15 protein-coding genes are annotated in these 15579 nt (G+C 38.7%); 4 read left to right on the top strand and 11 right to left on the bottom strand.

Annotated elements, in window-relative coordinates; all coding sequences use genetic code 11:
• Positions 1-927: 927 nt before the first annotated feature.
• From citF to JJN12_RS00340, 4 genes are all read right to left on the bottom strand, one after another.
• Complete coding sequence (gene citF, locus JJN12_RS00355) at positions 928-2487, bottom strand: citrate lyase subunit alpha (RefSeq protein WP_208427829.1); 1560 nt, start codon at positions 2485-2487, stop codon at positions 928-930.
• Complete coding sequence (locus tag JJN12_RS00350; RefSeq protein ID WP_208427828.1) at positions 2480-3382, bottom strand: aldolase/citrate lyase family protein; 903 nt, start codon at positions 3380-3382, stop codon at positions 2480-2482. The genes citF and JJN12_RS00350 overlap by 8 nt, the downstream gene beginning before the upstream one ends.
• Positions 3375-3677: a citrate lyase acyl carrier protein gene (citD, locus tag JJN12_RS00345; RefSeq protein ID WP_208427827.1), complete on the bottom strand. Its 303-nt coding sequence runs from the start codon at positions 3675-3677 to the stop codon at positions 3375-3377. The genes JJN12_RS00350 and citD overlap by 8 nt, the downstream gene beginning before the upstream one ends.
• 261 nt (positions 3678-3938) lie before the next feature.
• Positions 3939-4385: a signal peptidase II gene (locus JJN12_RS00340; protein WP_208427826.1), complete on the bottom strand. Its 447-nt coding sequence runs from the start codon at positions 4383-4385 to the stop codon at positions 3939-3941.
• 330 nt (positions 4386-4715) lie between these two features.
• Here JJN12_RS00340 and JJN12_RS00335 point away from each other — a divergent pair, with 330 nt between their 5' ends.
• The 3 genes from JJN12_RS00335 to JJN12_RS00325 are packed head-to-tail and all read left to right on the top strand — an operon-like array spanning position 4716 to position 6759.
• A complete protein-coding gene (locus tag JJN12_RS00335; RefSeq protein WP_208427825.1) occupies positions 4716-5195 on the top strand; it encodes a DUF2975 domain-containing protein in 480 nt (159 codons plus the stop codon).
• A gap of 12 nt (positions 5196-5207) precedes the next feature.
• Complete coding sequence (locus tag JJN12_RS00330; protein WP_208427824.1) at positions 5208-5426, top strand: helix-turn-helix domain-containing protein; 219 nt, start codon at positions 5208-5210, stop codon at positions 5424-5426.
• Positions 5419-6759 (top strand): DUF4153 domain-containing protein, encoded by a 1341-nt coding sequence (locus tag JJN12_RS00325; protein ID WP_208427823.1) that lies wholly within the window; start codon positions 5419-5421, stop codon positions 6757-6759. The genes JJN12_RS00330 and JJN12_RS00325 overlap by 8 nt, the downstream gene beginning before the upstream one ends.
• 98 nt (positions 6760-6857) lie before the next feature.
• Here the strand turns inward: JJN12_RS00325 and JJN12_RS00320 are convergent, their stop codons facing one another.
• Complete coding sequence (locus JJN12_RS00320) at positions 6858-8330, bottom strand: ATP-binding protein (protein ID WP_208427822.1); 1473 nt, start codon at positions 8328-8330, stop codon at positions 6858-6860.
• A gap of 248 nt (positions 8331-8578) precedes the next feature.
• On the opposite strand from JJN12_RS00320, the gene JJN12_RS00315 reads away from it, so the two are divergent.
• Positions 8579-8755 (top strand): hypothetical protein, encoded by a 177-nt coding sequence (locus JJN12_RS00315; protein ID WP_208427821.1) that lies wholly within the window; start codon positions 8579-8581, stop codon positions 8753-8755.
• 169 nt (positions 8756-8924) lie between these two features.
• Here JJN12_RS00315 and JJN12_RS00310 read toward each other — a convergent pair whose 3' ends face one another.
• The 6 genes from JJN12_RS00310 to JJN12_RS00285 all read right to left on the bottom strand — a co-directional run bounded on the left by JJN12_RS00310 (position 8925) and on the right by JJN12_RS00285 (position 15556).
• The gene (locus JJN12_RS00310) at positions 8925-10562 is read right to left on the bottom strand and encodes an FAD-dependent oxidoreductase (RefSeq protein ID WP_208427820.1); all 1638 of its coding nucleotides are present in this window, start codon (positions 10560-10562) and stop codon (positions 8925-8927) included.
• A gap of 373 nt (positions 10563-10935) precedes the next feature.
• On the bottom strand, positions 10936-11499 hold the full coding sequence (ahpC, locus tag JJN12_RS00305) for an alkyl hydroperoxide reductase subunit C (protein ID WP_208427819.1): 564 nt from the start codon (positions 11497-11499) through the stop codon (positions 10936-10938).
• Between the two features lie 158 nt (positions 11500-11657).
• Complete coding sequence (locus JJN12_RS00300) at positions 11658-12941, bottom strand: DUF4097 family beta strand repeat-containing protein (protein ID WP_208427818.1); 1284 nt, start codon at positions 12939-12941, stop codon at positions 11658-11660.
• Positions 12941-13306, bottom strand: coding sequence for a PadR family transcriptional regulator (locus JJN12_RS00295; protein ID WP_208427817.1), 366 nt, complete (start codon positions 13304-13306; stop codon positions 12941-12943). Before JJN12_RS00295 ends, JJN12_RS00300 begins: the two co-directional genes overlap by 1 nt.
• Positions 13307-13626: 320 nt before the next feature.
• A complete protein-coding gene (locus tag JJN12_RS00290; RefSeq protein WP_208427816.1) occupies positions 13627-14979 on the bottom strand; it encodes an ABC transporter permease in 1353 nt (450 codons plus the stop codon).
• Positions 14969-15556 carry a hypothetical protein gene (locus tag JJN12_RS00285; RefSeq protein ID WP_208427815.1) on the bottom strand — a complete coding sequence of 196 codons (588 nt, stop codon included), beginning with the start codon at positions 15554-15556 and terminating at the stop codon, positions 14969-14971. Before JJN12_RS00285 ends, JJN12_RS00290 begins: the two co-directional genes overlap by 11 nt.
• Positions 15557-15579 lie beyond the last annotated feature (23 nt).

Below are 15579 nucleotides of genomic sequence, written 5' to 3'. Positions count from 1 at the left end.
AAGCAGTTTATTTCATTAGCTATTTTTCTTCTTTAATTAACGGAATGACATAACAAGCGATTTTAGCATGCCACCTACCTACATATACTGCTTAATTTCTTTGATTATGCGCAGTTATCTTCTACTATACCCTTACTACTAAGACCGATTAGGAGCTGATGTCTTCTGACTACCATTAAGCCGGTTAGTAATGTGCTATTTTATCTTACAAAGTCTCATCCCGATTTTGCATTATAATAATCCACTTACCAGCCTTACTGCCACCCCTACGTTCTATGACATTCTTTTCTTATTTGCTACTTTATTTGCTACTTTATTTGCTACTTTATTTACAGAATTTATGATATTAGCTCCGAATTAGAAATTCTAAGTCGTCGAGTTATATAAACTGACTAAGACTTCCCACACCAATACGGTATTTTAAACCTTGAAAATTCAATATTTCAGCCAATAAAGAATGGCATAAACCTGCCCAGTTTGGTATAATGGAATTGACAAGAAACCATTGTACAAATTAGATTTATGCCATGTCCAGTATAACACAAAATCATTTCGATGAGAATATCTTAATTGACTGTGTTCGAAGATTTTTTCCAGAGTATTTTTTCAACTTAAATGCAACATGGTGTTGCATTTACTCTGACAGGTACCTCTGGTGCATTTACATTGAACGATATCGTTGCAAGAAACATTGCTGATTTCCTCGAGAAATACCCTTCTACCATTTCAAGAGAAATACAAAAGCATTCACTTGTCAAAATACCTAATTCCTGTGACTGCAATGACTATAATGGATGCAATGTTAAGCATGTGTGTGGTTCCACCTCTTCTTGCAACGGCTACCGCAGCTCCCGGTTTAAACTGGAATGCTGTATATACTTCATCCTTTCCATTACAGTAAAATACTCTGTCAAGAAATGAAAAAACTTAATTCGGTGTTTTATCTTTTCTCTTTCGAACGACATCCATGATAGTTCCGTCTCTTGATTCGATTACCGCCACTACTCTATCCTCGTATTCCAACGGTTCTGGTTCTCCTGCCATTCCATACGCAATATCTCTCAATTCTTCAATAGTTTTCAGCGAAATGTGTGAATCTTTCACCGCTTCAAGAAGATCGGTACGTTTCGGATTAATTGCAATTCCATAGTCAGTTACAATAACATCAACCGTTTCACCTGGCGTTGTGACAGTAGTTACCTGGTTACGCACAGCTGGAATTCTTCCCTGCAAAAGAGGTGTAATGACAATAGTACACTTTGCCCCAGCAGCTGTATCCGGATGTCCTCCCTGCGCTCCCATCAGCTTTCCTTCTGAGCTCACAACTACATTACAGTTGAAATTTATATCTGCCTCTAAAGTTCCTAAAATTACAAAGTCCAGTTTGTTGACAACAGCCCCTTTACAAAACGGATCTGCATATTCCTTGGTCGTAATGGAAAAATGCTTTGGGTTAGAAATCAAACTATCAATAGAGGGCAAATCAAAATTCTGAGTGTCAAGGAGGCAATTTACCAGACCTTCTTCTAACAAATCGCACATTGGTTTTGACATCCCTCCGGCACCAAAACCCATATGAATGTTGTATTCACGCATTTTATCTGCCAAGTAATGTGCAGTTGCAATGGCAGCACCACCAATTCCCGTTTGAAATGAAAAACCATCTTTAAAATAAGGTGTACAAGCTATAAAATCAGCACAGCTTTGTGCCATCATTAATTTTCTCATATCTGTCACAGGCTTGGCTGCACCTGTTGCTATTTTTTCTGCGTCACCGACTGCATCAACCTTGACCACATAATCTACCTGTGTCATGCTAATATCAGCAGGAAAATTTGGAAATGGTACAATACAATCTGTCAAAGCAACTACATATTCTGCATATTCTGCATCTATGGCAGCATAGGAAAGCACTCCACAATTACTGTTGCCACCTACTCCACGACAATTACCGTATTCATCACAGCTTGGCGCTCCTATAAATGCGATATCAATTTTGGTTTCACCTGTCTCAATGGCTCTCACTCTCCCACCATGAGAATGCAAAATGGCTATACCTTTTAATTTTCCGTCAGTGATTGCTTCTCCAATTTGTCCTCTAACTCCCGAGGTTTCTATACGTGTGACAGTCCCATCTTCAATCATATCCACAAGTTCATCCTGTGCTCCGTCAAGAGAACTGGCACAAATCTTAATATCCTTATATCCCATCTTGTGAATAGTATTCATTACTTGCATAACAACAAGGTCACCTTCACGGAAATGATGGTGGAAGCTAATTGTCATTCCGTCATGGACACCACATTTTTTTAGTATTTCTTCAATACTGCCTTCTATTTTACTTACGTTTCCGCCAATACGTGCCCTTGACTTTACCGCGGTTTTCTTATATTCATATCTATCATACTTATATGTACCCTGAAAGACTTTTTTACCAGTCTCTGATAACACTTCCTGCGGAATCTCTCGTCCTACCGCATTAATCATTTTCCACCTCCTGATAAACTCCTGCCGCTTTCGCAAGTGCTATTGTCCTTTTAGCACCGTCATAGAAAGCAACGTCTATCATTTTCCCATCTACTGTAAACACTCCAATCCCCTGTGCTCTTTTTTCATCGATTTCCTTCACAACTTTATCTGCAAAGATAATATCTTTTCTGCTTGGTGTGTAAACTGAATGAACAATTGGAATTTGTCTGGGGTTGATAATTGACTTTCCATCAAATCCCATATCATGTATTAGCTGTGTTTCTTTTCTTAATCCATCCATGTCATCTAAATCCGTATATACGGTGTCGAAACACTGTACATTCATTGCTCTGGCGGTTATAATCATCTGCTGCCTTGCACCGTTTAACTCTACTCCTGTACCGGTAATCACAGTGTGCAAATCCTTTGTATAATCTCCTGCCGATAAGGCAACTCCAAATAATCTCGGTGAAGCACCACATATTTCCTGTAAGTTTAACACACCCAGCGCTGATTCAATGGCTGCCATAAGTAAGGTACTGCCTAATTCAACCCCAGCTTCCTGTTCAGCCTTTATTATCTCTGCTTCAACCTCCTTTACGCCCTCTGCAGATTCTGTTTTTGGAATACGAATACTGTCACAGCCGGCAAAGACAGCACAACGAATATCTTCTTTCCAATATGGAGTATCAATTCCATTAATACGAACCACTTTTTCACAATTATGGTAATCAACTTTTTTAAGTGCATGAGCAAGAACAAATCGAGCCGCGTCTTTTTCTTCCGGCGCAACAGCATCTTCTAAGTCAAAGATAAGTGAATCCGGTCCATAAATAAAAGGATCTTTTAGCAAAGTTGGCTTCTGTGCATTCAAAAACATCATCGTTCTTCGTAAACGATTTTTTTTATTCATAAAACAATCCTCCCCATGGAATCTGATCTGTTTGCTTTATGCCGCGATAGATTGCAGCTTCAAGGCGAGCTATAATCACATAATCAAATGCTCCCCTATCTTCAACATCAACCGTAATATCATTAATATCTAATCTTTCTAATGTCTTATGAATAATATCTACAATTTGATTTCCATACTCATATAACACATTGGAGATTAAATGAACAGTTACCTTGCCCTCTCCTTTGGAAACTGTAATTAAACAGTCGCTTTTGTCTTCTGTTCCAGCGCAAGCTTTCTCAATAATTTCCACAATTGACTCCTTTTATAAAATAGTTAGATAACATCCTTTCCTTTCACTGTAAACTCAAATTTATAACTCGTTATCATCAAGACACTTACTTATTTATTATCAAAGCTTCCTCCTTTTGCGAAGAATTTAATGTCCCAGTGGGGTTGCATCTTTAGTAATTACCGGTAGGCCACTGCTTGTTATATCATCTAACAAAGACTTCACACACCCATATAGTGTGGGAAGTCTTCGCAAATAAATCAGCTCTAGTCTTTCGCTAAACTAATCATCATCCCCTACTATCTCACCAAGCACCGATATCACAGCACCAAGGATAATCACCAAATCAGAAAGATTAAATACTATCTTAGGTATGCCCTTGATTACAAAATAATCAGTGACACCGCCCTTTGTGATTCTGTCATAGAGATTGGAGGCTGCTGCACCTACCATAAGGGCTAAACCAAGTCTCTTTATCTTTCTATGCTTCTTGCCAAGGGTAAGCAGATATATATAAGCAGTCATACCAAACATTGCAGACACCCAGGAAAGCACCCATCTTGGTTTTTCTTCAAGGTTGTTCATAATGAGTCCCTTATTTACTGACTTCTTGATAGTAATAAGGTCTCCAAAATACTGCTTTCCTGTCTCTATCTTATCCTTTTCAACCTGTCCCTTTAAGAACTGATCTACTAAAAATGCCCCTACTCCCGAAATTATTGAAAACATACCACACCTCCTGTGACTAGATTTACATTATTGCTCTTACTTATACTATAAGCAATTTCAGGCTAATTTTCAAGGTTTATGCTGATTATTTTAATGAAATTCGCTAAGTCTTAGCTATTTGCCTGAATCCACGGTCATAGACCATACTTTTATTAAAACACATACAGTATCTTGGCTTATTAAAGTTCTATATTTTGTTTCCCTCAGATACAGCCCAAGCCTTCATACCGTTTATCATTATTAATTTATCGTTTTTCAATAAATTTCTATTGACATTCAATACCCACCCTGATATAATCCGCTTATAACAATTATCCATAAGGAGGCAGTATGAAAGATTCACTTATAAGCAGTAAGAAGAGCATAATTCTAACCAAGTTTTGCATAATTGTACTTATGTTTATTTCAGTGGTAATGATGTTCTTTGGCAACTATCTTATAACAAGATTTTTAGCTATGACTGGCGGAGCAAGGATAAATATAAGCAAAGAATTGTCATTTTATATCATCACCTTTATAAGCTATGTTTTGGGCATAATTGCTCTATGTACGCTATTTTGTATGTTCAGGCTGGTTAGCAACCTCGAAAAAGACCGGGTATTTACCGCCGAGAACATAAAGTGGCTAAGGTACATTAGCTTTGGCTGTCTTGCAGCAGGTTCACTTCTAATTATTGTAACTGTACTCTACGACAAGTATTTCCTTGTGCTTACTTTAGCAGCCCTCTTTATGATGCTCATTGTGAGGGTGATTAAAAATGCCTTTGAACAGGCTCTCGCAATGAAGGAAGAACTTGACTTAACCATATAAGAAAGGACGATTATGGGAATTCATATTAACTTAAATGTGATGATGGCAAAGCGTAATATAGGCCTTTCTGAGCTTGCTGAAAAGGTAGACATTACCAACGCCAATCTCTCGATACTTAAAAACAACAAGGCAAAGGCAATCCGCTTTTCTACTCTTGAGGCGCTTTGCAAGGCACTTTCCTGCCAACCGGGCGACATAATAGAATACAGGGAGGATGAAGAAAATGAATGAGAAAAAATTTGTATATAGACCATTTTTACTGCTGTTAACCTTTGTTACCTACGTTCTTGCCTATTTTTATCCTGATATCATGGGCGAGCGCTCCATCATTCTTCATGTTGGCGGCTTTGACTTTAACCTAAGGTTTTTTATATTTACACTTGTCTTCATTGGAATTACGGAGTTTACCGCTGTAAAATACAATAAAGCAAGAAATAGAGAGAGCATTTTCTGGCTTATTACCCTTATACTGCTTTCCATCCTATGGTGTATGAGAACATTTGAAAGCGAAAGCTCCTTCTCGCCATTTTTGCTCCTCTTTCTTCACTGCAATGCAGCCTACTATGTAATTATGAGGATGGGTGTGACAGCAGAGGCTAAGACCGGTCCTATGGTATTCTTTGACTTCCTCTCCGCCTTTATCATTATACCTTTTTCTAATTTAGGTTTAAGAGTGATTGTCTTTGTAAATGCCATAAAGAACCGCACCTTTAAGTTTAACAAGAAGAAGCATCTGCCTATAATTCTTACAATAATTGCAACATTGTTGCTTGTATTATTTGCTTCCTCCCTGCTTTCTGATGTAGACAGCGGATTTGCTCATTTAATGAGCGGAATTGCCCGCTTGCTGCCGGGATTTGATACTTTGTTTAACAACTATTTCTTTATGACTATGCTGCCAAGAATCATTATTACCATACCTGTAGGAGCCTTTCTTATGGGGCTTATTGGTGGTTCAGCCATCAAAAATGAGCCTGAATTTAAGAAAGAAAATATAGTTAACGGGCTTACAGACTACAGGCACATACCAAAGTTTGCCGTAATTACTGTGTTTGCTGCCCTAAGTACCATTTACATAATATTTTTTATCTTCCAGATTCGTACAATGATTCCGGTTATAAGCTCTGATTCTTTTACCGCTCCCGAGGCCTCAAGGCTTGCAGTAAAAGGCTTTTATGAACTTATTCAGATACTTATGCTTAATTTCTCGGTTTTCGGTGTATTTTTCTTCTTCGCACCTGATAGCCTCATAGAATTTAAGGACAAGCGGGTGAAGTTTTTTGCCACTCTTTTTGCCGCCACAGGTATCTGCTTTGCCATCCTTGATTATTTCAAGCTTTACTTATATGTGGCAAGCTATGGCTTTACATCTAGGAGACTGGTAGCAGCCTGGTTTCTTCTGGTTATGTTCACCGCCGCCATACTTATGCTTATAAGACTGTATAAGAGGTTTGAGGGAATCAGATATATAGCTGTCTTATTCATAGTAAGCTTCATCCTGTTTGCTTTTTCGGAAGGAACTATAGTAGAGATTACTCCTGTTATGGGGCAGATTTTCCCTTGATAAGGATGAGAAAAGGTTGAAAAGGCTTGACTACCATTGCTACATTTGCAAAAAGAGTGTAGAACCATTAATTCGTAGGCTCTACACTCTTTTTCCGTCTAAATATTGTTATCTTTAAGTTTTACCAAATTCACATTGGAACTAAACATAGTTACGTTGTCTACTTTCTTTTCAAGGAGAAGGCCTTTGCCGGCTAATCTCGATATTACATTTTTTCTAAAAAAGGTTGACGGCTTTACACCTACATAACTTGCTATTTCAGATACCTTTCGATATTTCCCAAAACAAAAAGATAATATTTTAAGGTCATTTTTCCCTTCTAAAACAGTTTCTACATAAACTTCAGGATTATCTCTTGACTCACTTACAACTCCACTCGAGAAAGTTAAATCAGGCAAGGTCAATGTAAATGATTGTGCATCTGCAGAAACATATGGCCTATATTCTTCTCCTCTCCCTTTATAATCGGCTTCTATTTTGTCAAAACCCGACCCTTTTTTTTCCATATATTTACAAAGTTCCAAAACTTCACATATTATTTCATTTCTTCTTCTAGGTATAATACTCGATATGTTTTTTTCTCTATGTAGCTCTCTAACTCCAAGAAGTGCCCCCGGTGATGTTATTTCAAGTCTGTCCTTAAAAATATTTACCTCTATCTGGCTCCCCTGAATATAATAGTTCCTGTGCCCAACAGCATTTACTACCCCTTCAGTAACAGCTCTACCCGGAAACGATATGTATTCTATCCTCGTATCAATTTCCTTTTTATATCCATTTACTGAATGATTTTTTATAAATTCTATTGTCTTTTTTATAACTTCTAAAAGATTGCCTGTATACACTTCACTTGCAATAACAACAGAACTGCCCTTTGTGATTCCCGGCCACTGAGTTGCCACAAGTTTAGTTCTGATATCATTACAATTATCCTTAAATAACAACATTCCTCTAGATAGTTTCTTCTCTGCGGAAATTATGTTCTTTGATATCAACTCCTTATCTTCTACACTATCTCCATTATCTGATATTAGTTTAAACATTTTTGAAAAATCTTTTTTATGATATATTTCATCTGTAAGCATTGTATCAAATGGTGTATTGTCGCTCATAAGAACCATATCTCTTATCTGCTCTTGTGAGGCAATATCAGTTCTCCCGTAATTTCTCACGTATATTCCCAACAACCCGTTATCGTGTAGTGCTACAGGTAAATTTTTGTTAGCATTCACCTGTACACATAGCACAAATCTTATTGGAACAGTATCATTTACCGGTATACTCGTTATTTCATAGTCTATAATGGGATCTATTTTTTCACGTATGAGTCTATGTAACATCAGTACAATATTATCTGCTTTATTCCTATCTAATGCTACAACCTTGTGAGTTTTATTTTCAACGCCAATTATTAGTTTTCCCCCATCTGTATTGGCAAATGCTACTAGAGTCTTTAGCCAGCCTACTTCTAGAGCCTTCCCATTCTTATCCTTACCTTCGGCAATAATTCCCTTATATTCTATTGTTTTATCTTCTAAATAAGCCTTATCTATTAACTCTTCTATATACATAGTTCCACCTTTCCCTTGGTATTATGATTATAGTATATAGTATATTGATGAAGTTGTAAACAAAAACTTCACACCACTTCACACAAAACTTCACTCTACTTCACACGAAACTTTACTCTACTTCGCATAAAACTTCACACCACTTCACACAAAACTTCACACCACTTCACACCAAACTTCATTCACTTCACTCTTTACCTTCCTGCAAAAAAGCACTATAATATCTTAAAACACTTTGGGGAGGGATTATGAAGCCTAAGAAATTTTCGCCTTTTTACATAAAACTGATAGCAGGTGCCATCATCCTTATATTTGCAGGCTATATGTATTATAAGGGTAACAACAATCAGTACGCAGCCTTCATAGGTATAGGCGGCATCTTAATACTAAATGCCTATTCAATGGGGAATAAAAAGAAGAAATAAATGTTAAATTTTCTCTAAAAAGTACACTCCGTAAACCTTATGCTATTATATAAGATTTACGGAGTTTATGTTTTAAAACTTATTAATTATATGATGTAGGTGCCAAGAGATAATAAATTCTCTTGCAAACAAGCACCAATCGAATTTTTATACTTTTGACACTTGTATATTAAATTAAATCAAGAACCTGGCTTATATCCTTTTTACCAAAATTAGGCTTGCCGTCATTTATCACCATACAAGGCACACTCATAATCTGGTATTTGTCACGAAGGTCTGGGAAGTGGTTGAGGTCATATACCTCTGTACTTACCTTAGGATTAAGAGAAGCAATTCTCTGAGCCGCAACAACAAGGTCAGGACACATTGTACAGGTAAGGCTGACCATGAGCCTAATCTTTATCTCCTTGTCAACTGCCTCTATCTTAGACTTGATGTCATCCTCTATCTGCTGTCCCGGTCCCGCCACATTGTAAAGACCTAATATGAAGGAGGTAAACTCATGTCCTCCCGGTATACCGTGGAATGCAAGTCCTGAGTAGCTTCCATCCTCCCTGCATACCTTCACATAAGGGGCTTCTTTTTCATCTACATTTTCCTCAAGCCTTACGCTTAGCTTATCTGTAAGTTTTGCAAGCTCTTCCATATAGTGTTTCAGCTCATTTGATGAATCTCTGTTATCAAGCCCGAGACTAAGCACAAGTTTACTCTCCATTTTGCCAAATACAGCATTTAGCTGAGCCAGCATATCTGATGTAAAGAGTGCATTGCCATTATCCTCTGTGGCCGGCTTTACGCTTGCAGGAGTGATATTGTGGCTGGTTGCACTTCCTTCTCTTACAGGCTGTTCAGGAACAAGTCCTGTCTTCTTGTGCATCTTAACTACATATTTTTCAAGCTCGGTAGCCGCAAGAGCTCCATCGCCAACTGCAGTTACTACCTGTCTAAGAGGCTTGATACACACATCTCCCGCTGCAAAAAGTCCCTCTCTTGTCGTCATCTGAGATTTATCTGTAATTATGTAGCCTCTTTCATCAATCTCTGCAAGTCCCTTTACAAGGCTTGTTTCAGGTTCATAGCCTGCAAATACAAACACACCGAAGGTATCATCTTCTACCTTGTGGGTGGTCTCTTCTCCTGAAACCAAATCCTTCCAGGTAATGCTTCTAAGTACTCCGTCACCCTCAACTCTTACAACCTCTTTGTTGTAAAGTACTGTTATATCCTTATTGGCCTTAGTCTCATCTGCTGTAGCCTTGGCACAGGTAAAGTCCTCTTCTCTTACGAGAATGGTTACATGCTTTGCGTACTTTGTAAGGAATACACTTTCCTCCGCAGCAGCAAATCCACCGCCTATTACAAAGATGTCCTTTCCTGTAAAGAACTCACCATCACAGGTAGCACAATAAGCCACGCCATGGCCCTTGTACTCTGCCTCTCCCTCAAAGCCAATCATTCTAGGGTGTGCACCTGTAGCAAGAAGTACACCAAGGCAGTGAATCTTACCCTTGGTGGTCTCTATCTCCTTTACATCATTATCCATATTTATAGATGTTACCTCGGCAAGCTTAAACTCCGCTCCAAAGTTCTGTGCCTGTACACGCATTTTCTCGGTAAGTGTCTTTCCATCTGTGATTTCAATACCTGGATAGTTTACCACCTCAGAAGTAATAGTAATCTGTCCACCAAATTTCTCCTTTTCAAGCACTATTACCCTGTAGCAGGCTCTTGCAAGGTAAAGAGCCGCAGTAAGTCCTGCAGGACCTCCTCCAATGATAGCAACATCATATAAGTTCTTGTTATCCATGTATCCTCCTCTGTATATATAAATCTGGTTAGTTATCTCTATCTACTCTATTCTAACCTTTTTATCTAAAAATCTCAATATCAAAATCCGGTTTTTGTAATGCAATTAGCAAAAGCACAAAACACGCGTATTCAGCTATTTTTCTCAAATATAAACGGATTACGAATATTTTTGCACAACCCGGATAAACCAAACAAATGTATATTATGCTCTAAAAAGGCTGTCGTATCTCGCCACCACATCTCGCAGTGTACGCTTAATACGACAGCCTGATTATTACCATTTATTACACTCGTATGCGAAAAATAATATGTCACACACTAGAATGGGATTGGAGCTTACTTATCACAATCCTCAGAGTCTATGCTTAGAATTAAAGCTGTCCTACGAGGTCAAGACTTGGCTTCAATGTCTCAGCGCCTGGAGTCCACTTAGCTGGGCAAACTTCATCGCCGTGCTCGTGTACGAACTGAAGAGCCTGAACTTTTCTGAAAAGCTCCTCAGCATTACGTCCTACGTTACCTGCGTTTACTTCGTAAGCAACAATCTTTCCTTCAGGATTAACTACGAAGGTACCTCTCTCAGCGAGACCGTTCTCCTCGATATATACCTCAAAATCCTTTGAAAGTACGTGTGTAGGATCTGCAAGCATTGTATATGTAAGCTTTGAGATTCTCTCTGAGCTGTCGTGCCATGCCTTGTGTACGAAGTGTGTATCTGTAGATACGCTGTAGATATCGCAGCCAACTTCCTTGAACTTTGGATAAAGGTTCTGAAGATCCTCAAGCTCTGTAGGGCAAACAAATGTAAAATCAGCTGGGTAGAAGAAGAATACGCTCCACTTTCCTAAGATGTCCTTCTTGCTTACCTCTTTAAAGTTATTATTCTCAAAAGCCTGTACTGTAAAATCTGATACTTCTTTGTTAATTAATGACATGTTCAAAATCTCCTTTCAAATGTAAGTTAATTATAGTGTACGACTTCTTTCTGTGATTTGATTGCGTACAATATTATGTTATACAATATACCATAAGCTTGAACAATTGTCAAATGGATTTTTAAAACTTTTTAAGGTCTTATTGAGAATTATTCTCTTTATCTTCCAAGGAACTCTACATTTATCTTACCGGTGTCTACATTTGCCGTTACCTGCCTGCTTCCTCTCTTTTCTCTGAAGCTGTTGTTAAATATTCCTCTTCCGTTATTGAAGCCGTCTACAACTATCACACCAAGGTCATTGGTAAGGTCAAGACTGTAATCATCCCTGCTTCCTACAAGCTGTAGGTTTACACTGCCTGTATCACTTCCTGCATCTATATAGTCCGCATCTACCTTTTTTAGCTTAACCAGTCCTGTATCTGTCTTGGCAGTAATTCTTTCTGCACAAACATTTTTAGACTTGACATAGCCTGTCTCGGATTTGAGCCTTAGGTCATTGCTCTTTACATCTTCCAGAGAGATATAGCCTGTCTCTGTCGAAATATCTGTAAACTCAGCTTCTAAGCTATTTACATTGACAGCTCCTGTAGAACTCTCTACAATAAACCTCTTTATTTCACTGTCTCTAACAGCAACATGTCCCATATCTGCTTTTATCTTTGCTTCCGGAGTGCTTACTCCAACCACTTCAACGGAGCCCATGTCTGCCTCTAATTCCAGGTATCCTGCTGATATAGCAAAGAGGGATAGCTTGCCCATATCTGTCTCACCACGCACTTCAAGAAGTTTCTTTCCTCTTGGGATAACAATTTCAACAAACTCCTTGCTCTTATTAAATATATTAAAGTTAAAATTAAAATCAAATATTTTTGACTTACGCTTGTCCCTTATTATCAGTCTGCTTCCCTCTTTTTTGATAACAGGCTCATTTTCTTTGCAGTTAACATATATACCGAACTCGTCTCCCGTCCTTATGATTATATCTAAGGAGGATACGTCTATATCTATGCTGTCAAAGGCATCGGGCGTTATATCCTTATAAAGTTCAAGTGCAGTACATTCAAATATGGCTTTTCTATCGCCTTCTGAGGCTTTGTCTGAGGCTTTGTCTGAGTATTTTTCAGTCTCTACACTATCATTTCCCGTATTAGATGATTTGTTATCTTCACTGTCATTACAAGGAGCGTGTGTATTGCAAACCTCCTCCTTTGTTTCTGTTGAATTATCTTCTGCACGTGTTTCATTCACATATGCAGATGCCCCTATAATCTTCGCTGCCACATCTTCCGGGTTGCCTACACTTTTAGTTACGTCACTTTCCTCTCCAAAGCCTGCCTCTTCAAAATATTCCCAATAGTAATTGATGGCATCCTCCCTATCCTCCGGATTAAGTTCCGAGAGCTTTGCTTTCAGGCTTTCCATAAATTCATTCTTATTCATTACTCTTTATCCCCCTTGCCATTATTGATATTTACTGAAAATGAAAAATCAACATTAAGCTTTCCTCTTAGAAGTCTGTCTATCCCGTCTTTATAGGACTTCCACTCCTTCTTGTAGAACTTAAGCTTTTCCTTCCCCTCCGGTGTTATCCTATAGTATCTGCGGTTTCTTCCCTGTACAGGGCTGTCATAAGTTGCAAGTTCTCCTTCTTTCTGAAGCCTTCTAAGTACCGGGTAAAGAGTGGATTCAGATATATCTATTACTTCCTGTACCTTCTGTGTCAGTGTGTATCCATAAAAGTCTTCCTTTTCCAATATACCCAGCACACAGGCGTCCAGCAGTGGAGCAGTTACCTGAAAAGTCATAGTTATCTCCTTTCTATAAATAATTGTCTTCTTATTTATTGGTTATAATAGTATATTATATAATATATAATATCGTTTGTCAATTAAAATTAACTTTCTATAAGCTACAGTTCGTTACTTAGGAAAGTTTTATTAGAAAAGATTTTAAATATTTTCCGATAGCAGAATTTTTATTTGATAGAGAATTTTGGAGCAATTTCCTATCAAAAAAACTTCCTTCAGAGTTTCATTCTCCAAAGGAAGTTTTAGCATACAAATCTGATATTAAATGATGTGGGTGTCAAAAGTATTTGACACCAATATCTTCTTAACCAATAAAGTTACTCATTCTTCATAGCCTCTATAGCAGATATCTTAGTAGCCCTGCTTGCAGGATAATATCCTGATATGATACCTATTAAAATAGCAAAACCTGAAGCAAGTAATGGCAACCAGAGTGGGATAACAGAGAGTTTTCCACCCGCGCCTTCATCACCGCCACCCATCATGTTAAGTGCACTGCCTAAGGCTCCGCCAAAGGTATTTAACAGGTAAGAAGCTCCGTAGCTAAGCGTTATTCCAATCACGCCTCCGATTAGTCCCATCATGGCAGCCTCAAAAAGGAAAAGCTTTTTGATGTCAACTATTTGGCAGCCAAGTACCTTCATTACACCGATTTCCTTGGTACGCTCATAGATGGACATTATCATGGTATTAGCAATAGATATCGCCGCAACAAGCATAGATATGGCTCCTACACCGCCCAGTACCATCTGAATGGTCTTTGAGAAGTTTTCAATCTGTTGGGTATAGTCTGACATACTGCTTGACTTATAGCCCATTTTCTTAATGGTATCCTGAATATCCTGAACATTCTCTACACTGTCTGCATTTATCTTAATACCGCCATACTCTTTAAGCTTCTTTTCAGCTATCCTTCTCTTATCAGCAGGGAGCTGTTTTACAAAATCCTTATATATCTCTAAGAACTGCCCCATATCCATATATACACCGAAAGAATATTCACTGTAGCCTTCCGTGTCAAATACCGCAAGGTCTGTAGCATAGTCCTTAAGCTGAATCTTTAGGTTTCCTTTGTCATCACGAGGAAGAGACTCCTCCTCATTTATAGTAAGAGTAACCCTGTCCTTTAGAGGATCAACTGTCTTTGGCTGGAATGACGTTGAATTGGGATTGTAAAATCCCTGGAAGCCTTCTGCTCCTACCCAAAGCTTGATTTTAGCTCTATTGGTACTTTTCTTATATGTCTTGTTGTCTTTTAGCTTAGGAAATTCAAGGGCTTCAAAAGAGTCCGAATCCATTACATTAACCTGAACAGTGTTTTCATATACTCCATACTTTAGCTTTGCTGCAAAAGTAATAACAGGCGACACTGTCTTTACATGAGGAATCTCTCTTAGCTTTGCTATCAGCTTATCATCTAACTTCTGCTTCTTTTCAGAGTAGTTTCCTTTATCATCAATGCTTACCTGGTTCTTTTCCATATTTATAACGGTAAAGCTTCCATACTGCATAAGATTCTCTCTAAAGCTCTGGTTCATGCCTATACCGATGGATATCATTACAACTATAGATATGGTTCCTATGACAATGCCGACAACTGTAAGTGCAGTTCTGGCCTTTCTTCTTCCCAGATTCCTAAGGCCCATCTTCATAAGATCACTAATCTTCATATAAATTAATACCCTTTTTTATCTTTAACTTAGCAAGGACTATTCCCGCTAATATAGAAAGTGCAAGCACTCCCGCAGTTATACCTATCATGGCAGGCACACTCCCTGTCACGGAGAAGGAGGCTCCTGTTTCAGTGCCCATGCCCTCCATACCGCCTGCACCGTCCATGGCAGCATCTCCACCACCGGTCATACCGGCTTCTCCAGTCATATTGCCAACGTCTCCGCCCTCCATACCGGCATCGGCTCCTGTTGCCTCATTACCGCTTTCAACCGCTGTATTTCCGGAAGTCTGTGGAGCCGCGGAGCCGGCTGTTTCAGTTTCTGTCCCTGAAGTCATCCCTGTCTGTGAAGTGCTTGCAGAACCTCCTGCTGAAGTTGTTGTATCACCTGCCTTGGTTCCTGCGTCTGTCTGAGTATTGTCAGTTGCAGATGTAGCATTACCTGTTCCCCCAGGCTGCACAACTGTAACCTTGCCGTTTGCATCCACATTTGCTTCAGGAAGTGGCTCAGCTGTAGCTGCGCTACCGGCAGTAGCTGTAAGCACTCCGTTTAATATAAATAAATTCTCGCTCAATGTAATCACCTCAATTTCCTTTA

This window comes from Catonella massiliensis (assembly GCF_016651435.1).
In the GTDB taxonomy this organism is placed as follows: Bacteria; Bacillota; Clostridia; order Lachnospirales; family Lachnospiraceae; genus Catonella; species Catonella massiliensis.
The sequence above is the reverse complement of the archived record's forward strand: the minus strand, read 5'-3'. Positions and strand labels throughout refer to the sequence as shown.

Excerpts from the sequence above, each read along its gene's own strand:
- JJN12_RS00315 (WP_208427821.1), top strand. The coding sequence starts at position 8,579 with ATGAAGCCTAAGAAATTTTCGCCTTTTTACATAAAACTGATAGCAGGT.
- JJN12_RS00335 (WP_208427825.1), top strand. The coding sequence starts at position 4,716 with ATGAAAGATTCACTTATAAGCAGTAAGAAGAGCATAATTCTAACCAAG.
- ahpC (WP_208427819.1), bottom strand. The coding sequence starts at position 11,499 with ATGTCATTAATTAACAAAGAAGTATCAGATTTTACAGTACAGGCTTTT.
- JJN12_RS00295 (WP_208427817.1), bottom strand. The coding sequence starts at position 13,306 with ATGACTTTTCAGGTAACTGCTCCACTGCTGGACGCCTGTGTGCTGGGT.
- JJN12_RS00300 (WP_208427818.1), bottom strand. The coding sequence starts at position 12,941 with ATGAATAAGAATGAATTTATGGAAAGCCTGAAAGCAAAGCTCTCGGAA.
- JJN12_RS00290 (WP_208427816.1), bottom strand. The coding sequence starts at position 14,979 with ATGAAGATTAGTGATCTTATGAAGATGGGCCTTAGGAATCTGGGAAGA.
- JJN12_RS00325 (WP_208427823.1), top strand. The coding sequence starts at position 5,419 with ATGAATGAGAAAAAATTTGTATATAGACCATTTTTACTGCTGTTAACC.
- JJN12_RS00340 (WP_208427826.1), bottom strand. The coding sequence starts at position 4,385 with ATGTTTTCAATAATTTCGGGAGTAGGGGCATTTTTAGTAGATCAGTTC.
- JJN12_RS00320 (WP_208427822.1), bottom strand. The coding sequence starts at position 8,330 with ATGTATATAGAAGAGTTAATAGATAAGGCTTATTTAGAAGATAAAACA.
- JJN12_RS00350 (WP_208427828.1), bottom strand. The coding sequence starts at position 3,382 with ATGAATAAAAAAAATCGTTTACGAAGAACGATGATGTTTTTGAATGCA.
- citF (WP_208427829.1), bottom strand. The coding sequence starts at position 2,487 with ATGATTAATGCGGTAGGACGAGAGATTCCGCAGGAAGTGTTATCAGAG.
- JJN12_RS00330 (WP_208427824.1), top strand. The coding sequence starts at position 5,208 with ATGGGAATTCATATTAACTTAAATGTGATGATGGCAAAGCGTAATATA.
- JJN12_RS00310 (WP_208427820.1), bottom strand. The coding sequence starts at position 10,562 with ATGGATAACAAGAACTTATATGATGTTGCTATCATTGGAGGAGGTCCT.